This window comes from Candidatus Allofournierella excrementigallinarum (genome assembly GCF_944388085.1).
In the GTDB taxonomy this organism is placed as follows: Bacteria; Bacillota; Clostridia; order Oscillospirales; family Ruminococcaceae; genus Allofournierella_A; species Allofournierella_A excrementigallinarum.
The window spans coordinates 1-16646 of sequence record NZ_CALXHK010000004.1 but is presented as its reverse complement, the minus strand read 5'-3'; the positions used below and the strand labels follow the sequence as shown (position 1 = coordinate 16646).

Genomic DNA, 16646 nt, shown 5'->3' with positions numbered 1-16646 from the left:
GGCGGCGGGAAGGGCCGTCAGTCGGCCACGATGTCGTCAACAGAGACCTCGATGCGCTCCACCTTCAGGCCGGTGGCGTTTTCCACCTCGTGTTTGACCTTGTGGGTGATGCTCTGCACGATGGTGGCGATGTTCAGCCCGTAGCCCACCTTGATGTGCAGCTCGATGGTGAGCCTGCCGTCGCTTTGGGTCACCCGCACGCCCTTCTCGGGGAAATCGCTGCCGAAGAACAGGCTTTTGAAGTCGTCGTGGGCGCCGCCGGTGGCCATGCCGGCCACGCCGTAGCAGCTGCGGGCCGCCAGGCTGACCAGTTCGGCGAAGTAGTCGGCGTTCATGCTGATGGTGCCCAGCGGGTTTTGCAAGGTGATCATAGAAACAACCTCCTGTTCGGTTAAGAGTCTGCGGAGACAAACTGAAGCTGCCCCAGGGAATAGAACACATTGCTGATGGAGGATGTGAGCCCCTGGATGCTGCGGGTGTGCACCACGGTGCCGTTGCGCCACAGAAGGGGCACAAAGGGCATCTCGGCGGCAAAGGCCGCTTCGTAGGCGGCCGCCGCGCTCATGTTGCTGCGGAAGGCGCTGTAGGCCGCGGCGAGCGTTTCGCTCTGCAGGATGCCGGCGCTGGCGCCGCCGCCCTCCATAAACGGGCTCATATCCATATTATTATACAACTTGACCTCGCCGATGTACAGGTCAAAATCGCCTAAAAGCACTTTTTCGCGGAAAACTTCAAAATCGTCGGTCTGCTCCAGCGTCACCGCAACGCCTACCGCCTCCAGCTGGTCCGCCAAAAGGCTGGCGGCGTAGCGCTTGTAGGTGTTGCCGCTGTAGACCAGAAGCCGCACCGTCAACTTCTGGCCGCCGGCGGTGTAGAAAAAGCCGTCCATGGCGTTTTCGGCGTAGCCCAGCGCCGCCAGCGCCGCCCGGGCCGCCGCCTCGTCCAGCTGGGCCTCCGGCAGGATGACCTGCTGGGCCAGCACGCAGGGGTAGAAGCTGTTGATGGCCCCGGTGGCGGGGTAGGCCCGGGAGTAGTAGCCCTTTTCCGCCAGGATGCGCCGGTCGATGACCTGGCTGAGCAGCCCGCGCCCGGCGGCGGTGCCCAGCAGGGGCGCGAGCATGGCGCTGCCCTGGGCCGCGTCGGCGTTCACCCCCAGGAAGATGAGGTTGTTGGTGCGGTAATAGCTCAGGGAGCTGGCAACGCCGGAGGGCGAATCGTTCAGCTCGCTGGTCTGGTAGAGGTTCAGCGTGCCCACCGTGAGGCCCGAGACCATCTCGTTGTAGCTGCTCACCTCGGCAAGGCCGATCGTTTCCGGCTGGCCGTCCTCGGCGAAAAGGCAGCGGGGGTTCGCCTCCAGCGCGCCATCGCTGTAGACATAGCGCCCGCTGGAGGTGGGGTTCGCGGCGGCGACCTCCGAGGCCTTCAGCACCGGGATGTCGCACAGATAGCTGAACAGCGAGTCCGGCTGGGCCAGGGTCACCACCACCGCCCCGTCGCTCACCTCCACCCTGGTCACGTTGGCCAGCTGGCCGCTGTAGAGGGGGCTGGTGCGGGCGGCCTCGATGCTGGCGGCGGCGTCCTCGGCGGTGACGGGGGCGCCGTCGGCAAAGGTGGCGCCGCCCCGGATGTGGATGACCGCCTGCAGGTCCAGCACGTCGATGCTGCTGGCCAGCCGGTAGACGATGGACATGTCCGGCCCGATCTCCACCAGCTTTTCAAACAGAAGCCCCGCGTTCTGGCGCACCAGGGTGGAGCCGGTGAGGAAGGGGTTGAACCCGTCGCCGGGGGTGTAGCCCAGCACCAGCCGGTCCGCGGCGGCGCCGGCGGGCGCGGGGGTGGGGCTGGGCGCGGGGGCGGGATCGGCCTCGGGCCGCGCGCCGCACCCGGTCAGAAAAAGGCAGGCCGCCAGCGCCAGCGCGGCGGCTCGTTTTGCAAAGGGCAAAATGCGGCCTCCTTTCGGCTCACAAAGTGGGATAATCGTGTTCTATTCTACCATAGAAACGGATATTTTAAAAGGGGAACGGCCCGTTTTGCACCGCAGGTCCAAAAAATTTGCCGCACTTTTGTGAGCCGGGTTTAACAAGTTCTTCACACTCGGCGAGCCCCGCCGTGGTATAATAAAGGTAACAAAAGAATGACGAAGCGCCCCGCGCTTCAGAAAAGAGGTCTTGCGCGTGAACATCCTGTTTTTCCTCACACCCAAACAGGACGTGGCATTTTTGTACGACGATTTCACACTGCGGCAGGCTCTGGAAAAAATGGAATATCACCGCTATTCCTCCATCCCCATGCTCAACCGCAGGGGGGAGTATGTGGGCACCATGACCGAGGGCGACCTGCTGTGGGCCATCAAGAACCAGGGGCTGCGCATCGAGAACGCGGAGGAGATCCCCATCAAGGCCATCCCCCGCAAGCGGGACTATCTGCCGGTGACGGTGAACACCCAGATGGACGAACTGGTGGCCGCCGCCATGAGCCAGAACTTTGTGCCCGTGCTGGACGACAAGCGCAGCTTCATCGGCATCGTCAAGCGGGGCGCCATCATCCAGTATTGCTACGACCGCTACCGGGGCGGCGGCAAGGGCCGCCCGGCCCCCCGCAAGTTTCAGACAGAAAGCAGAGTGTGATGAGAGATGTCCTTTGAAAAGATCGAACTGAGTGAACTGCACGCCGAGCCCTTTGCCATGATCGGCCGCCAGTGGATGCTGGTGAGCGCCGAAAAAGAGGGCAGGGTGAACACCATGACCGCCAGCTGGGGCGGCATGGGGGTGATGTGGGGCAAGGACGTGGCCTTTGTGTTCCTGCGGCCCCAGCGCTTCACCAAGGAGTTCGTGGACGCCGCCGGGCGCTTCACCCTGAGCTTTTACGGCGAGGAGCACCGGCAGGACCTGGCCTATCTGGGCCGGGTGAGCGGACGAAACGAGGACAAGATCGCGAAGGCGGGCTTTGAGGTGTGCGATTTTGACGGCGCGCCCGCCTTCACCCAGGCCCGGACGGTGCTGGTCTGCCGCACCCTCTATACCCAGAGGCTGGACCCGGCGGGCTTCGCCCCCGGCTGCGACGCAGACGGGCGCTGGTACCCGGAAAAGGACTACCACACCATGTATGTGGCCGAGATCGAGGCGGTTTATCAAAAGACCGAGTGAGCCGCCGGACCCAAAACGAAAAGGGCCGCCCCCGCAAACGCCGGGGGCGGCCCCTGTTTCATTCGGCGGAAAAATTTCCCGCCGGCGTTCAAAATCCTGATTATCGTACCCATGTTCGTCTATACTGGTAGCATGAGGCGGGGCGGTGAAGCCCCGCAAACAGCCAAAACGCAGAAAGGCGGGCAATGGAATATGGAGTACGAAATTCGCTATGTGGGCGGCCACGTGGAAGTTTACACCCTCAGCGGAGCCTTTTTGTTCAGCGCCGACACCGCCCGCGAGGCGATGGAGGAACTGGCGGGCTGAGGCCCGCCGGCCCCCTCATTCGTAGCGCAGCGCCTCGATGGGGTCCAGCTTGGCGGCCTTGTTGGCCGGGTAATAGCCGAAGAACACGCCGATGCCCATGGAGAAGCCCACCGCCGCCAGCACCGTGCCCAGGTCTGCCCGGGCGGGCGCGCCGATGAGGGAAGCGCCCAGGCTGCCCAGGCCAAAGCCCGCCAGAATGCCCAGCGCGCCGCCCACCAGGCAGATGACCACCGACTCCACGATGAACTGGGTGCGGACGGCTCCGTTGGAAGCGCCCAGGGCCTTGCGGATGCCGATCTCCCGGGTGCGCTCGGTGATGCTCACCAGCATGATGTTCATCACGCCGATGCCGCCCACCAGCAGGCTGATGCCCGCGATCACCCCGATCGCCAGGGAGATGGTGCCCAGCACGCTGGTGATGGAGCTCATCTCGCTTTGCAGGTTGTACACGGTGACCTGGAACTGCTCGTTGTTTTTGTAAAAGCGTTCCTCGAAAAACTGCTCGCTGCGGGATTGAAAAGCGTCCGCGTCCACGCCGGCGGCGGGCGCCACCTCGCACCAGAAATAGCCGCCGGAGGCGATGCCCTCCATCTCGTGCACCGTGGCGAGGGGCAGATACAGGTCGGTGGTGGTGTTTTTGTTCACCGTGCCGCCGCCCAGCAGCGGGCCCATGATCTGGTAGGCGTAAACGCCCACGATGGCAAACTCATTTACCCCGCCGTCGGGGCCCGTCACCTCGACGGTCTGGCCCAGAGCGGCCTGCGCGTCGCCGCCGAACAGGTTCTCCACCAGCAGGTCGCTCACCAGCGCCACCTGCCGCGCGCCTTCCTGGTCCGTTTCGTTCAGGGCGCGACCCGCCACCAGTTCGCACTTGCCCGCGTCGAAGTAGCCCTGGTTCACGCCGGTGATGTTCACCTTCGCGGTGTTTGCCCCCTGCTGGATACGGCCCGCGCCCCAGCTCTCGGTGAGCACCACGGCTTTGATCTGCCGGGCAAAGCGCTCCTGATACGCCTGCAGCATCTCATCGTTGAGCAGGTCGCTTTCCATGTAACCGTAGCTGCCGAGGTAGTCGCCGTTTTCGTCCGGGCGGGGGTCCACGCTCAGCTGCAGATTGTTCCCGCCCATGGCCACCAGGCTCTCGCTCACCGAACTGGTGAGGGAGTTGCCCACGGTGACGATGGCGATGACCGAGCCGATGCCGATGATGATGCCCAGCATGGTGAGCAGCGCCCGCATCTTGTTGCTGCGCAGCCCGCCCAGGGCCAGCTTGATGTTTTCCCAGATCACTGCGCCCGGCCCCCTTTCGCTTCGCCGGTGATGCGCCCGTCCCGGATGGTGATGATGCGCTCGCACTCGGCGGCCAGCTCCCGGGAGTGGGTGATGAGCAGGATGGTCTTGCCCTGCTCTTTGTGCAGCTTGTGGAACAGGTCCATCACCACCCGGCCGGTGGCGGAATCCAGCGCGCCGGTGGGCTCGTCCGCCAGCAGCACCGCCGGGTCGTTGGCCATTGCCCGGGCAATGGCCACCCGCTGCTTCTGCCCGCCGGAAAGCTCGTTGGGCTGGTGGTCCATCCGCTTTTCCATGCCCACCAGTTCCAGCAGCTCCTTGGCCCGGGCGGTGCGCTTTGCCGCGCCCACCCCGTTGTACAGCATGGGCAGCTCCACGTTTTTCAGCGCGCTGGTGCGGCCGATGAGGTTGAAGGTCTGGAACACGAACCCGATCTTGCGGCAGCGCAGGGCGGAGAGCTCGCCGTCCTTCGCGGCGGTCATGTCGATGCCGTCCAGCAGGTAGCTGCCCTGGGTGGGTTTGTCCAGCGCGCCCACGATGTTCATCAGGGTGGACTTGCCGCTGCCGGACTCGCCCACGATCGCCACGAACTCGCCCTCATTCACGTCCAGGTCGATGCCGTGCAGGATCTCCAGCTCGTTGGGCTGGCCGATGTAAAATTTCTTCACGATGCCCCTCAGCCGGATGATGGGCTGCTTTTCGCCGCTCATTGCATCGCCTCCGGGTCGGCCAGGCTGCGCAGCTCCATGCCCTCGGTCAGGCCCTCGCCGCTCACCTCCACCGACAGGTCGGTCTCCATGCCGGTGGTCACCGGGACGGGGACGAAGGTCACGTTGCCCTCTGCGTCGGTGGTTTTCTGGTAGACCACCGGCGCGCCGTTTTCGTCCACGCCCACCGCGTCCAGCGGCACGCTGAACACGCCCTTTTTTTCTTCCAGCAGCACTTTGGCCTTGGCGGTCATGCCCAGCCGCAGCGCCCCGGTGGCGTCGTCCACCGAGACCTTCACCTCATAGCAGGCCTCGCCGTTTTCGTTCACGGAGGCCTTGGGGGCGATCCAGGCGACGGCCCCGTGGAACACATCCTTCGCGCCGGAGGTGAGGGTCACGCTCTGGCCCACCGCCAGCTGGTTGATGTCGTATTCCCGCACGGTGAGCAGCGCCTCCAGCGCGCTCTGGTCCTCGATGGTGGCGATGGCGCCCGCCGCGCCGCCCGTCACGGCCTTCACCTGGGTGACGGTGCCGGAGCAGGGGGCGGTGACGGTGCACTGCTTTTTGGCGTTTTGCAGGGTCCCCAGCTGCTGCGCCGCCGCGCTGGGGGCGTCCGCCGCCGTCACCGCGTTCACCAGCACATCCTGGGCGTCCTCGATGGCCAGACTGTCCTGCCGGAGTTTTGCGTCCCGCTCGGCCTGGTCCCAGTCGGCGGTGGCCTCTTCGTCGATGGCCTTCTGGTTGCGCGCGTCCTCAAGGCGGCGCTGGGCCTGGGAAACGCTCAGCTCGTTCTGGCGCTGTTCCGCGGCCACCGCCTCCTGCTGGGCCTTGATCTGGGCGTCCAGGTCGGTGGTGTCCAGCGTGGCGAGCACATCGCCCTCGGCCACCACGTCGCCCTCGCTCACCAGCACCTCGGCCACCGGGTAGGTCTGGGCCGCGGCCACCTCGGTCACCCGGGCGGACTGGATGCTCCCGCTCACGCTCAAAGTCCGGCGCAGGTCGCCCTTTTCCAGCGTGAAGGTCTGCACCTGCTGGGCCGCCGCCTTTTGCGCGGCCTGAGCCGCGCGGCTCATCCGCACCCAGCCGAACGCGCCCGCCGCCGCCAGCACTGCCAGCGCGATCAGCGCCTTTTTATGCCGGCCCAAAAATGATATGATCCTGCTCATCCCTCATCCACTCCTCTTTGTTTTTCAAAACGCCGGGCAGAAAAACAGCCGCCCTTTTCTTCTTGTTCGTCGCCAGCGGGCAAACCGTTCACTGTTTTCGCCGGGCGTTTTCTGTTTCTGAACGAAAAGACGAGCCGCGGCCGGCGCTTTCTTCAAGGGAGAGCGGATTTTTTTGCAAAAAAAGCAGGGCCCGGTTTTTCCGGGCCCTGCGGGCTGTTTGGTTTTGTGCGGGCCGGCGGCCCTTCGCTGCCGTGCTTACCCCCGGGTGCCCTCGATGGAGCTGTCGTGGCTCCAGCCCTGCAGGTCGGTGGGGGTCAGGTTCTGGGTGAAGGCCTCGCTGTTCTTAAAAGCCTCCCAGTCGGCGGCCGCCGCCCGGCTGCGGATGGCGGTGCCGTCCAGATAGCTGTCGTCCCAGGGGTTGGCCGGGTCGGGGTCGGTGGGGTCCCAGCCCCGCAGGGTCTCGTCCGCCGGGTCGATGTACAGCGTTTCCGGCTTGCCCATGGGGCCGGGGTTCTCCGCGTCGTCATAGATGACCACCGGCGTGCCGATGGGGCAGTTTTCGTAGATCCAGCGCACGTCCGCCACCGCCAGCCGGATGCACCCCAGCGAGGCGGGGGTGCCCAGCTGGTTGAACTGGTCGTATTCCAGATCGTCCTTGTGCTGGGTGTAGTAGGGCACACTGTGGAAGAGATAGGGCCCGTCGATGCGGGTGGCGTACTGGCCGTAGCAGGGGCCGGAGAGCAGCCGCCAGTCGTAGTTCACCGGGGTGGAAAAGCTGCCGATGGGGGTGTCCTCGCCGCCGCTGCATACCATGGCCATGTAGGGCGCCGAGTAGCTGCCCGCGCCGTCGTCGGCATACACCGTCACGCAGCTGGCCGCCCGGTTCACGCAGATGAGGTAGGGAAAGCCCTCCTGCACCGCGAAGGAGAAGTTTTCAAAGCCCGGCTGGGCAGGCAGCCATTCCCGAAAGGCCGCGGCGGCCTCGGCCCAGGCGGCCTCCGGGTCCGGCGTGGCGGTGGGTTCGGGCACGGCGGTGGGCTCGGGCGTGGCGGCGGGCAGGGAGGGCGCCGCCGGCTGGCCGGCGCACCCCGCCAGCATCAAAAGGCAGGCAAACAGCAAAAGCAGTCGTTTCATCACAAAAAAGCTCCTCTCCGCGCCCGAAACGCCGGGCGCTGTTCCCAGTGTAGCGCAAAGCGCCGCCCGGCGCAAGGGGCGGCGCCGGGCAGGCTTGACGCACAGTAAAAAGTATGCTAACATTAGATGGTTTAAGACGCACAGAAAGGGGCCGGCGCGCGATGACCCACCGATTTGCACAGCATTGGCTTTTTGGTTTGCGGGCCCGTGTTTTTTCCGTGCTTTTTCTTTGACTTTTCCTTTTCGGGGGAAAAGTTTTTTTTACCCAAAATCCCGGCTTTCCGCGGCCGCGGGATGTGGAAAGGAGCGAGCTTGCGCATGCTGCTGCAAAACGGCCTCATCGCCGCCCAGCGGGGCCTTGTCATCATGAGCCGCGCCGAGGACATGGACATCTCCCCCTGGGGCTGCCGGCTGGCCGAAAACCTTGAAACGGTGCGCAGCCTGCACCTGTGCGAATACCACGGCGCGCGGCTGTTCGGCCGGGTGGACCTCACCCTCAAGGGCGGCAGGGTCACCTGGAAGCGGTAATACAAATAGTTATAATTTATTTTTCTAATACAATTCTTAAAAGGAGCGGAAGCGTTATGATGACCAACATGGACAAGCTGTACGAGGCGGTGGCCGCCCGCGGCCCGGTGTGCGTGGGGCTGGACACCGACTTTTCCTACCTGCCGGAGGGCTTTGCCAAAGCGGAGCTGACCGCCGGCGAGAACATCGTGCGGTTCAACAAGGCCGTTGTGGACGCCACCAGGGACGTGGCCGGCTGCTTCAAGGTGCAGATCGCCTACTACGAGAGCCTGGGCCTGGACGGCATCCGCGCCTACAAGGAGACCCTGGACTATGTGAAGGCCGCCGGCATGCCGGTCATCGCGGACATCAAGCGGGGCGACATCGCCAAGACCGCCGAGATGTACGCCAAGGCCCACTTCGAGGGGGATTTTGAGGCCGACTTCATCACCCTGGCCCCCTACATGGGCCTCGACTCCATCCGCCCCTACCTGCCCTACGTCACCGCCGCGGGCAAGGGCCTGTTCGTGCTGGTGCGCACCTCCAACCCCGGCGCGAAGGACTTTGAGTACGAAAAGCTGGCCGACGGCCGCCACGTCTACGACATGGTGGGCGACAAGCTCCACGAGCTGGGGCTCGAGTGCATGGGCGAGAAGGGCTATTCCAGCCTGGGCCTGGTCATCGGCGGCACCCACATCGAGGAGGCGGCCCAGATCCGCGCCCGCTATGAAGACAGCTTCTTCCTCATCCCCGGCTACGGCGCCCAGGGCGGCACCGCCGACGACATCGCCCGCTATCTCGACAGGCACGGCAACGGCGGCGTGGTGAACTCCAGCCGCGCGGTGCTGCTGGCCTACAAAAAGCAGCCCGGCACGGCCTTCGACGAGGCGGCCCGCAGCGAGTGCGTCGCGATGAAGGAGGCCATTGCCCATGCCTGCAACAGCCTGTGAGGCGAAGGTCCTGGCCCACAGCCAGGTCGCGCCGGGCATCCGCCTGCTGGCGGCGGCCTGGCCCCGGGCGGACAAAGCCCCCCATGCCGGGCAGTTCTTCATGCTGCGCTGCTGGCCGGACACGGCGGCCCCCCTTTTGAGCCGCCCCATCAGCGTCCACAGCTGGGACGAAGCTGCCGGCACGCTGGAATTCCTCTATGAGGTGCGGGGCCAGGGCACCCGCATGCTGGCGGCGCTTGAGCCCGGCGACACCCTGCTGCTCACCGGCCCGTCCGGCAACGGCTTCGACGCGGCCGCCGCCGCGGGCAGGATCGCGGTGGTGGGCGGCGGCATCGGCACCGCGCCCCTCTACCAGCTGGTGAAGGAGCTGGCCGCCGCCGGCAAAAAGCCCCACCTCTACACCGGCTTTCGGGACGAGCCCTACGGCCTCGAGCGCTTTGCGCCCCTGTGCGGCCGGGTGCACGTCGCCACCGACAGCGGCAAGGTGGGCTACCACGGCCTGGTCACCGGCATCCTCCACCCGGAGGAATACGACCTGGTGCTCTGCTGCGGCCCCGAGCCCATGATGAAGGCGGTGGCCGCCAAGTGCGGCGCGGCGGGCGTGAAGTGCCTGGTCTGCCTTGAAAAGAAGATGGCCTGCGGCGTGGGGGCGTGCCTCGGCTGCACCTGCCACACCACCAAAGGGGCCAGGAGCGTGTGCAAGCACGGGCCGGTGTTCGATGCGAAGGAGGTGTTCGGCCAGTGAGCGATCTGCATGTGGATCTTCTGGGCAGGCGGCTGGCCGGGCCGGTCATCGCGGCCTCGGGCACCTTCGGCTACGGCGAGGAATACGCCGGCATGTATGACCTGCGCGTTCTGGGCGGCATCTGCTCCAAGGGCCTCACCCTGAACGGCAGGTACGGCAACGAGGGCGAGCGCCTGTATGAGACGCCGGCGGGCCTCATCAACTCCATCGGCCTGCAGAACCCCGGCGTGCGCCACTTCATCGCCGAGGAGCTGCCCCGGATGCTGGCGCTGGGCACCGCGGTGTTCGCCAATCTCGGCGGCGGCTGCATCGAGGACTACGAGGAAGGCGCGCGGCTGCTCAGCGAGACCGCCGTGGACTTCATCGAGCTGAACATCAGCTGCCCCAACGTCAAGCAGGGCGGCATCGCCTGCGGCATCCAGCCGGCCAGCGCCAAAGAGGTGGTGGGCCGGGTGAAGGCGGTGTGCAAAAAGCCCCTGGTGGTGAAACTCAGCCCCCAGGCCGAAGACATCGCCCGCATGGCCGAAGCCTGCGTAAAGGCCGGGGCGGACGCGCTGAGCCTTGTGAACACCTTCCAGGCCTGCGCCATCGACATCGAGCGCCGCAAGCCGGTGTTCAACAACATCTTCGCCGGCCTCAGCGGCCCCGCCGTCAAGCCCATCGCCCTGCGCATGGTGTGGCAGGCGGTGGGCGCGGCGGGCGTGCCGGTCATCGGCCTCGGCGGCATCACCACCGGCGCCGACGCGCTGGAATTCATCATGGCCGGCGCCGCCGCCGTGCAGGTGGGCACCGCCAGTTTCATGGACCCCCGGGCCTGCGGGCGCATCACCGCCGAGATCGGCCAGTGGATGGACCGCCACGGGGTGAAAACCCTCGACGAGATCCGCGGCTGCGCCCGGATGTGAACACAACGAACCAAAGGAGCGACGAACATGAGCAACGCAGTGGAGATTCTGAAAGAGTGCGAGGCCTTTCTGGAAGGCCATTTTCTTTTGAGCAGCGGCCGCCATTCCAGCGCCTACTGCCAGATGGCCTACCTGCAGCAGTATCCCGGCAAGTGCGCCCAGGTGATGGCCCCGGTGGCGGAAAAGCTGAAAGAGCTGGACGTGGACGTGGTGGTGGGCCCCGCCATGGGCGGCATCGTCTACGCCTACGAGCTGGGCCGCCAGCTGGGCAAGCGGGCCATCTTCACCGAGCGGGTGGACAATGTGATGACCCTCAAGCGCTTTTCCATCAAGCCCGGCGAAAAGTGCATCATCGCCGAGGACGTGGTGACCACCGGCATCTCCAGCCTGGAGACCAAGCGGGCCATCGAAGAGGCCGGCGGCGTGTGCCTGGGCATTGCCTGCGTGGTGGACCGCACCAAGGCGGACGCCCCCAGCCCCATCCCCATCGTGGCCAGCGCCGCCAAGCTGGACCTGCCCAGCTACCTGCCGGAGGAGTGCCCCATCTGCGCCGAGGGCAGGCTGCCCCTGGTGCATCTGGGCAGCCGCAAGATGAAAGAGCAGGCCAGGCAGACCCTGTGAGAGACGAAGCGAAGCGGCGGGGCCCCCTTGGCAGGTTCTGGGGGCACCTGGCCACCATCACCTATCACAAGTGGCTGGTGCTGGGCTACTGCCGGCGGCTGGGCCTTGTGCGCCAGGGGCTCTGCCACGACCTTTCGAAGTACAGCCCGGCGGAATTCTGGCCGGGCGTGAAGTACTTTCAGGGCGACCGCAGCCCCAACGACGCCCAGCGCCGCGCCGAGGGCTGCAGCACCGCCTGGCTGCACCACAAGGGCCGCAACCGCCACCATCTGGAATACTGGATCGACTACGACCCGGCGGGCACCGGCAGCCTCATCGGCAACGAGATGCCGGTGAAGTATGTGGCGGAGATGCTCTGCGACCGGCTGGCCGCCAGCCGGGTGTACCTGAAAGAGGCCTACACCGATTCCTCCGCCTGGGAGTACTACCAGCACGGGCGGGACCACTACATCCTCCACCCGAACACCCGCGCCCTGCTGGAAAAGATGCTGCTTCTGGTGCGCAACGAAGGGGAAGACAAGGCCTTTGCCATCATCCGCCGGGAGATACTGCACCGCTGATTTTTTGAGGGCGGAAACGCTGCCCGGCATAGGGCATACGGTTCAAAACAAAAAGGCCCGGGACCCCGTTGAGCGGTCAACGCTCGTTGGGGTCCCGGGTCTTGTTTTGTCGGTTTGACAGCCGCCGCGCTCAGACGGTGGCCGGTTCCGCAGCTTCGGCCTGCGCGGCCGGGGCCTCGGCGGGGCTTGTCCCCTCGGCGGGGGCAGGCTCGGCGGGAGTTTCAGCAGCCGATTTCGGCGCGGCCTTCTTCGCGGCGGGCTTTTTGGCCGCGGGCTTTTTGGCCGCGGGCTTTTTGGCGGCCGGCTTTTTCGCCGGGGCCTTCTCCGCCGGGGCGGCGGGGGTTTCCGGTGCGGCAGCCTTGGGGGCGCTGGCCGGCGCGGTCTTTTTGGCGGCGCGCCGGGCGGCGGGTTTTTTGGCGGCGGGGCGGCGGCCCTCCTCCAGGGTGCAGTAGCTCTCCAGCAGCTGCTTGTAGAAGTCCACCGCGGGGGGCAGCGCCAGCACCGACAGGTTTTCCGCCGCGGCGTGGATGCTGGCGTGCTGCTGGTGGTTGATCTCCAGCGGGGCAAAGCGCAGGGCGTTGTCGGTGACTTCCTTATAAAAGCGGGCGTCGGTGCCGCCGGTCATGATGTAGGGGCAGACGCCGTAGCCGGGGTAGACCTTGGCCATCGTCTCTTCCAGCAGCTTGAAGGGGGCGGCGTGATAGTCCGCCACGGGGGGCACCGCGTCCTGATAGATGACCTGGGCCTCCACGCCGTACTTCTTCGCCAGCTTTTCCAGAATGGCGATGCTCTCGCCGGTGGGCTGGTGGGGGATGCAGCGCATGTTGGCGGTGACATAGGCCTCCTGGGGCAGAACGTTCAGCCCGTCGGAGCCTTTGGCGGTGGTGAAGGCGCAGGTGGTGCGCATCATCGCGCCCGCCAGGTGGTTCACCCGGGGCAGCACAAAGCACAAAAGCGGCTCAAACAGCCACAGGTTGCCCAGCACCAGCCGCATGCCGAACTTCATGTTGGGGGCCATGCGGCGGAACATCTCCCGCAGCGTGGGTGAAAAGCGCGCGCGGAAGGGGTTGCGCTTTTCCACCCGGCACATCAGCTTTGCCAGCCGCACCAGGGCGGTGTTGCGGCCCGGGGCGCTGGCGTGGCCGCCGTCGTCCTTGGCCACCAGCTTCACGTCGGCGTAGCCTTTTTCCACCACGCCTACCATGCCGTAGCGCCCGCGCACCCCGGCCATGGGGCCTTCCATGATCATGCCGCCCTCGTCCAGCAGCAGGCCCAGGTGCACGCCGTGCTCCTTGAGCCAGGCGGCGGTGGCGGGGGCGCCGTCGCCGCTCCACTCCTCGGTGCAGCTGGAGGCAATGTACACGTCGCACTCCGGCTTCCAGCCGGTTGCCAGCAGCTCTTCCACCGCCTGCATGATGCAGTAAAGGCTGCCTTTGGTGTCCACCGTGCCGCGGCCCCACACCGCGCCGTCGGCAATGTCGCCGGAGAAGGGCTCGTGGGGCCACTCGCCCTCGGCGGCCACCACGTCCTGGTGGCTCATCAGCAGGATGGGGGGCTTGTGGCCGGGGGCGGTGCCGGCGATTTTGTAGAGCAGGCTTTTGTCCAGCTCAATGATCTCGGCGGTGCGGTGCAGCTTGGGGAAGGTGCGCCGCAGCACCTTGTGAAAGGCGGCGAACTTGCGCCGGTCCGTCTGCCCCCGGAAGGACACCGTCTCGCAGCGCACAAGGCCCGCAAGGCCCTCGGCGTATTTCTGCGCCCGGGCCATGTCCGCCTCGGGGAACTGCGCCTTCACCGCGCCGGTGGGCTTCATCCGCGCCGCGCGCACCGCCGCCGCGGCGACGAGCGCCAGCACCAGCAGCGCAAGGGCGCACAGGCCCCACAGCAACCACACAAAACTCATAATGAAATGCCTCCTCGAAGGGCGCGCAAAACGGGCCGCGCCCTGTGATGTCCATATAGATTCAGTATAACATATCAAAAGCCGGCGGGCCACCCCCTTTGCCCGCCGCCGCAAAATTTTCCCGGCGGGCCCGCGCCCCTATTGACAAACGCGGGCGGCTGAAGTATCGTGATAATGCAGTGGAGGCCTTTCGTGCGCAGGATGCGCCAAAGGCCGCCGCTTTTCTTGATTTTGGAGGGTGGGCAATGAACAACAACATCACCGGAGGGGTCATCTGGAAGCAGATCCTGCTGTTCTTCTTCCCCATCTGGTTCGGGACGTTTTTCCAGCAGCTCTACAACACCGCCGACGCGGTGATCGTGGGCAACTTTGTGGGCAAGGGGGCCCTGGCGGCGGTGGGCACCACGGCGGTGGTGCAGAACCTGCTGGTGGGCTTCTTCGTGGGCGTGGCCAGCGGCGCGTCGGTGGTCATCAGCCAGTACTACGGCGCAAGAAAGGGCGCAGAGGTGCAGCGGGCGGTGCACACCGCCATGGCCATGGCTCTGCTGGGCGGCGTGGGCATCATGCTGCTCGGCCTTGCCGCCAGCCGCTGGGCCCTTTCGGTCATGAACACCCCGGCGGACGTGATGGAGGACGCGGTGCTCTATCTGCGCATCTGTTTTCTGGGCATGGTGCCCAGCCTCATTTACAACATGGGCACCGGCATCCTGCGGGCGGTGGGCGACTCCAAACGCCCGCTCTACTTCCTCATCTGCGCCAGCCTCACCAACATCGTGCTGGACGTGGTGCTGGTGGCCCTGCTGGGCATGGGCGTGGCCGGCGCGGCGCTGGCCACGGTGGCCAGCCAGTGCGTGGCGGCGGGCATGACGGTGATGAGCCTTTCCCACACCACCGCCTGCTACCGCTTCGTGCCCGCCTATCTGCGGCTGGACAAGGACATGGTGGAAAAGATCGTGCGCATCGGCCTGCCCGCGGGGCTGCAGTCGGTGATGTACTCTTTGTCCAACAGCGTGGTGCAGGCCTCCATCAACAGCTTCGGCACCGACGTGGTGGCCGCCTACACCGCCTACGGCAAGATCGACAGCATCTTCTGGATGACCATGAACTCCTTCGGCCTGTCCATCACCACCTTCGTGGGGCAGAACTTCGGCGCGGGCGAGTACGGCCGGGTAAAGAAGGGGGTGCGCCAGTGCGTTCTGATGGCCTTCATCGCCACCGGCGCGCTGATGGCCGTCGCCCTGGTTTTCGGCAGCGTTTTGTTCCGCCTCTTCGTGCAGGACGCGCCGGTCATCCGGCAGGGCGTGGAGATCCTGCGCTATGTGGCGCCCTTCTGGCCCACCTATGTGCTCATCGAGATCCTCAGCGGCGCGGTGCGCGGCGCGGGCGACTCCCTCATCCCCATGATCATGACCAGCATCGGCGTGTGCGTCACCCGCATCCTCTGGGTGCTCACCGTGGTGGCCGCCGTCTGGCCCACCCTCATCGGCGCGCTGGCCTGCTACCCCGTCAGCTGGTCCCTCACCAGCCTGTTCTTCCTGGCCTACTACCTCCAGGGCGGCTGGCTGCGCCGGTGCATCCGCACCAAGGAGGCGGCGGTGGGCGAACAGCCCGCCTGAGAAAACAAAGGGCGGCGGCAAAGCGCAAAAAAGCAAGGCCCCGGCGCACCAGCGCCGGGGCCTTTCCGCGTGAAAAATTTATTTCTGCTCCAGGGTTTTGGAGAAGCTGTCTTTCAGGGTCACCGCCCGGTTGAAGACGCCCGGGTTCCTGGAGTCGGCGGTGAAGTAGCCCATGCGCACGAACTGGAAGGTGTCGCCCGCCTTCGCGCCGGCCAGCGCGGCCTCGAGTTTCGCGCCGGGCAGCGCCTTCACGCTCTCGGGGTTCAGGTAGTCCTTGTAGTCGGCGCCCTCGGGCAGATCGCCCATGTTCTCCTGGGTGAACAGCTTGTCGTAAAGGCGTACCTGGGCGTCCACCGCGTGGGCGGCGCTGACCCAGTGGATGGTGCCCTTGACCTTGCGGCCGTCGGCGGGCATGCCGTTGCCGGTTTCAAGGTCGGCGGTGCAGCGCAGCTCGGCCACTTCGCCCGTTTCGTCCAGAACGACCTCGTCGCACTTCACGATATAAGCGCCCATCAGGCGCACTTCGCCGCCCGGCTTGAGGCGCTGGAACTTGGGCGGGGGCACCTGGGCAAAGTCGCTGCGCTCGATGTACAGTTCGCCCGAGAAGGCCACCTTGCGGGTGGAATCATCGCCGGCGGCCTTGTTGGGGTTGTTGGGGATGTCGAAATACTCCACCTTGCCGGCGGGGTAGTTGGTGATGGTCAGCCGGATGGGGTCGGTCACCGCCATGCGCCGGGGGGCGGTCAGCTCCAGCTCGGTGCGCAGGCAGTGCTCCAGCAGGCGGCAGTCCACCAGGCTGTAGACCTTGGAAACGCCCGCCTTCTTCACGAACTCGAAGATGCTGGAGGGGGTGTAGCCCCGGCGGCGCAGGCCGCACAGGGTGGGCATGCGGGGGTCGTCCCAGCCGTCCACGATGCCCTTTTCCACCAGCTCCCGCAGGTAGCGCTTGCTCATCACCGTGTTGGAGACGTTCAGCCGCGCGAACTCCCGCTGGATGGGGAAGGGCCCCAGGTGCAGGTTGTCGATGACCCACTCGTAGAGGGGACGGTGGTTCTCGAATTCCAGGCTGCACATGCTGTGGGTGATGCCCTCGATG

General features: G+C 65.9%; 17 protein-coding genes. 9 read left to right on the top strand and 8 right to left on the bottom strand.

Annotation, left to right across the window (positions count from 1 at the left end):
- Positions 1-17: 17 nt before the first annotated feature.
- The gene (locus ACH2AT_RS01285; protein WP_394962875.1) at positions 18-371 is read right to left on the bottom strand and encodes an Asp23/Gls24 family envelope stress response protein; all 354 of its coding nucleotides are present in this window, start codon (positions 369-371) and stop codon (positions 18-20) included.
- 20 nt (positions 372-391) lie between these two features.
- The gene (locus ACH2AT_RS01280; protein ID WP_394962873.1) at positions 392-1942 is read right to left on the bottom strand and encodes an ABC transporter substrate-binding protein; all 1551 of its coding nucleotides are present in this window, start codon (positions 1940-1942) and stop codon (positions 392-394) included.
- A gap of 232 nt (positions 1943-2174) precedes the next feature.
- Between ACH2AT_RS01280 and ACH2AT_RS01275 the strand changes: the two genes are divergently transcribed.
- Both ACH2AT_RS01275 and ACH2AT_RS01270 read left to right on the top strand, forming a co-directional pair.
- Positions 2175-2627 (top strand): CBS domain-containing protein, encoded by a 453-nt coding sequence (locus ACH2AT_RS01275; protein ID WP_394962871.1) that lies wholly within the window; start codon positions 2175-2177, stop codon positions 2625-2627.
- Between the two features lie 6 nt (positions 2628-2633).
- Positions 2634-3146: a flavin reductase family protein gene (locus ACH2AT_RS01270; RefSeq protein WP_394962869.1), complete on the top strand. Its 513-nt coding sequence runs from the start codon at positions 2634-2636 to the stop codon at positions 3144-3146.
- A gap of 321 nt (positions 3147-3467) precedes the next feature.
- On the opposite strand, the gene ACH2AT_RS01265 is transcribed toward ACH2AT_RS01270, so the two are convergent.
- From ACH2AT_RS01265 to ACH2AT_RS01250, 4 genes are all read right to left on the bottom strand, one after another.
- Entirely contained in the window at positions 3468-4739 is a 1272-nt protein-coding gene (locus tag ACH2AT_RS01265) for an ABC transporter permease (RefSeq protein WP_394962867.1), read from the bottom strand.
- Positions 4736-5449, bottom strand: a complete 714-nt coding sequence (locus tag ACH2AT_RS01260) for an ABC transporter ATP-binding protein (protein WP_394962865.1) — start codon at positions 5447-5449, stop codon at positions 4736-4738. Before ACH2AT_RS01260 ends, ACH2AT_RS01265 begins: the two co-directional genes overlap by 4 nt.
- The gene (locus tag ACH2AT_RS01255) at positions 5446-6612 is read right to left on the bottom strand and encodes an efflux RND transporter periplasmic adaptor subunit (RefSeq protein ID WP_394962863.1); all 1167 of its coding nucleotides are present in this window, start codon (positions 6610-6612) and stop codon (positions 5446-5448) included. The genes ACH2AT_RS01260 and ACH2AT_RS01255 overlap by 4 nt, the downstream gene beginning before the upstream one ends.
- Before the next feature lie 255 nt (positions 6613-6867).
- The gene (locus ACH2AT_RS01250) at positions 6868-7746 is read right to left on the bottom strand and encodes a L,D-transpeptidase (RefSeq protein ID WP_394962861.1); all 879 of its coding nucleotides are present in this window, start codon (positions 7744-7746) and stop codon (positions 6868-6870) included.
- Positions 7747-8064: 318 nt separating this feature from the next.
- Here ACH2AT_RS01250 and ACH2AT_RS01245 point away from each other — a divergent pair, with 318 nt between their 5' ends.
- From ACH2AT_RS01245 to ACH2AT_RS01220, 6 genes are read left to right on the top strand one after another with little or no spacing between them, the layout of a single operon-like run.
- Positions 8065-8274, top strand: a complete 210-nt coding sequence (locus ACH2AT_RS01245; RefSeq protein ID WP_394962859.1) for a hypothetical protein — start codon at positions 8065-8067, stop codon at positions 8272-8274.
- A gap of 59 nt (positions 8275-8333) precedes the next feature.
- Positions 8334-9203 (top strand): orotidine-5'-phosphate decarboxylase, encoded by an 870-nt coding sequence (pyrF, locus tag ACH2AT_RS01240; protein WP_394962969.1) that lies wholly within the window; start codon positions 8334-8336, stop codon positions 9201-9203.
- A complete protein-coding gene (locus ACH2AT_RS01235) occupies positions 9184-9948 on the top strand; it encodes a dihydroorotate dehydrogenase electron transfer subunit (RefSeq protein ID WP_394962857.1) in 765 nt (254 codons plus the stop codon). Before pyrF ends, ACH2AT_RS01235 begins: the two co-directional genes overlap by 20 nt.
- Positions 9945-10853, top strand: coding sequence for a dihydroorotate dehydrogenase (locus tag ACH2AT_RS01230; RefSeq protein WP_394962855.1), 909 nt, complete (start codon positions 9945-9947; stop codon positions 10851-10853). The genes ACH2AT_RS01235 and ACH2AT_RS01230 overlap by 4 nt, the downstream gene beginning before the upstream one ends.
- 27 nt (positions 10854-10880) lie before the next feature.
- On the top strand, positions 10881-11474 hold the full coding sequence (gene pyrE, locus ACH2AT_RS01225) for an orotate phosphoribosyltransferase (protein WP_394962853.1): 594 nt from the start codon (positions 10881-10883) through the stop codon (positions 11472-11474).
- Positions 11471-12034: a DUF5662 family protein gene (locus tag ACH2AT_RS01220; protein ID WP_394962851.1), complete on the top strand. Its 564-nt coding sequence runs from the start codon at positions 11471-11473 to the stop codon at positions 12032-12034. Before pyrE ends, ACH2AT_RS01220 begins: the two co-directional genes overlap by 4 nt.
- 130 nt (positions 12035-12164) lie before the next feature.
- On the opposite strand, the gene ACH2AT_RS01215 is transcribed toward ACH2AT_RS01220, so the two are convergent.
- Complete coding sequence (locus tag ACH2AT_RS01215) at positions 12165-13934, bottom strand: M20/M25/M40 family metallo-hydrolase (protein ID WP_394962849.1); 1770 nt, start codon at positions 13932-13934, stop codon at positions 12165-12167.
- A 245-nt stretch (positions 13935-14179) separates the two neighbouring features.
- Here ACH2AT_RS01215 and ACH2AT_RS01210 point away from each other — a divergent pair, with 245 nt between their 5' ends.
- Positions 14180-15550, top strand: a complete 1371-nt coding sequence (locus ACH2AT_RS01210) for an MATE family efflux transporter (protein ID WP_394962847.1) — start codon at positions 14180-14182, stop codon at positions 15548-15550.
- Positions 15551-15628: 78 nt separating this feature from the next.
- Here ACH2AT_RS01210 and ACH2AT_RS01205 read toward each other — a convergent pair.
- Positions 15629-16646 (bottom strand): glutamate--tRNA ligase family protein (locus tag ACH2AT_RS01205; RefSeq protein ID WP_394962845.1); only part of this gene is annotated, 1018 nt, incomplete at its 5' end.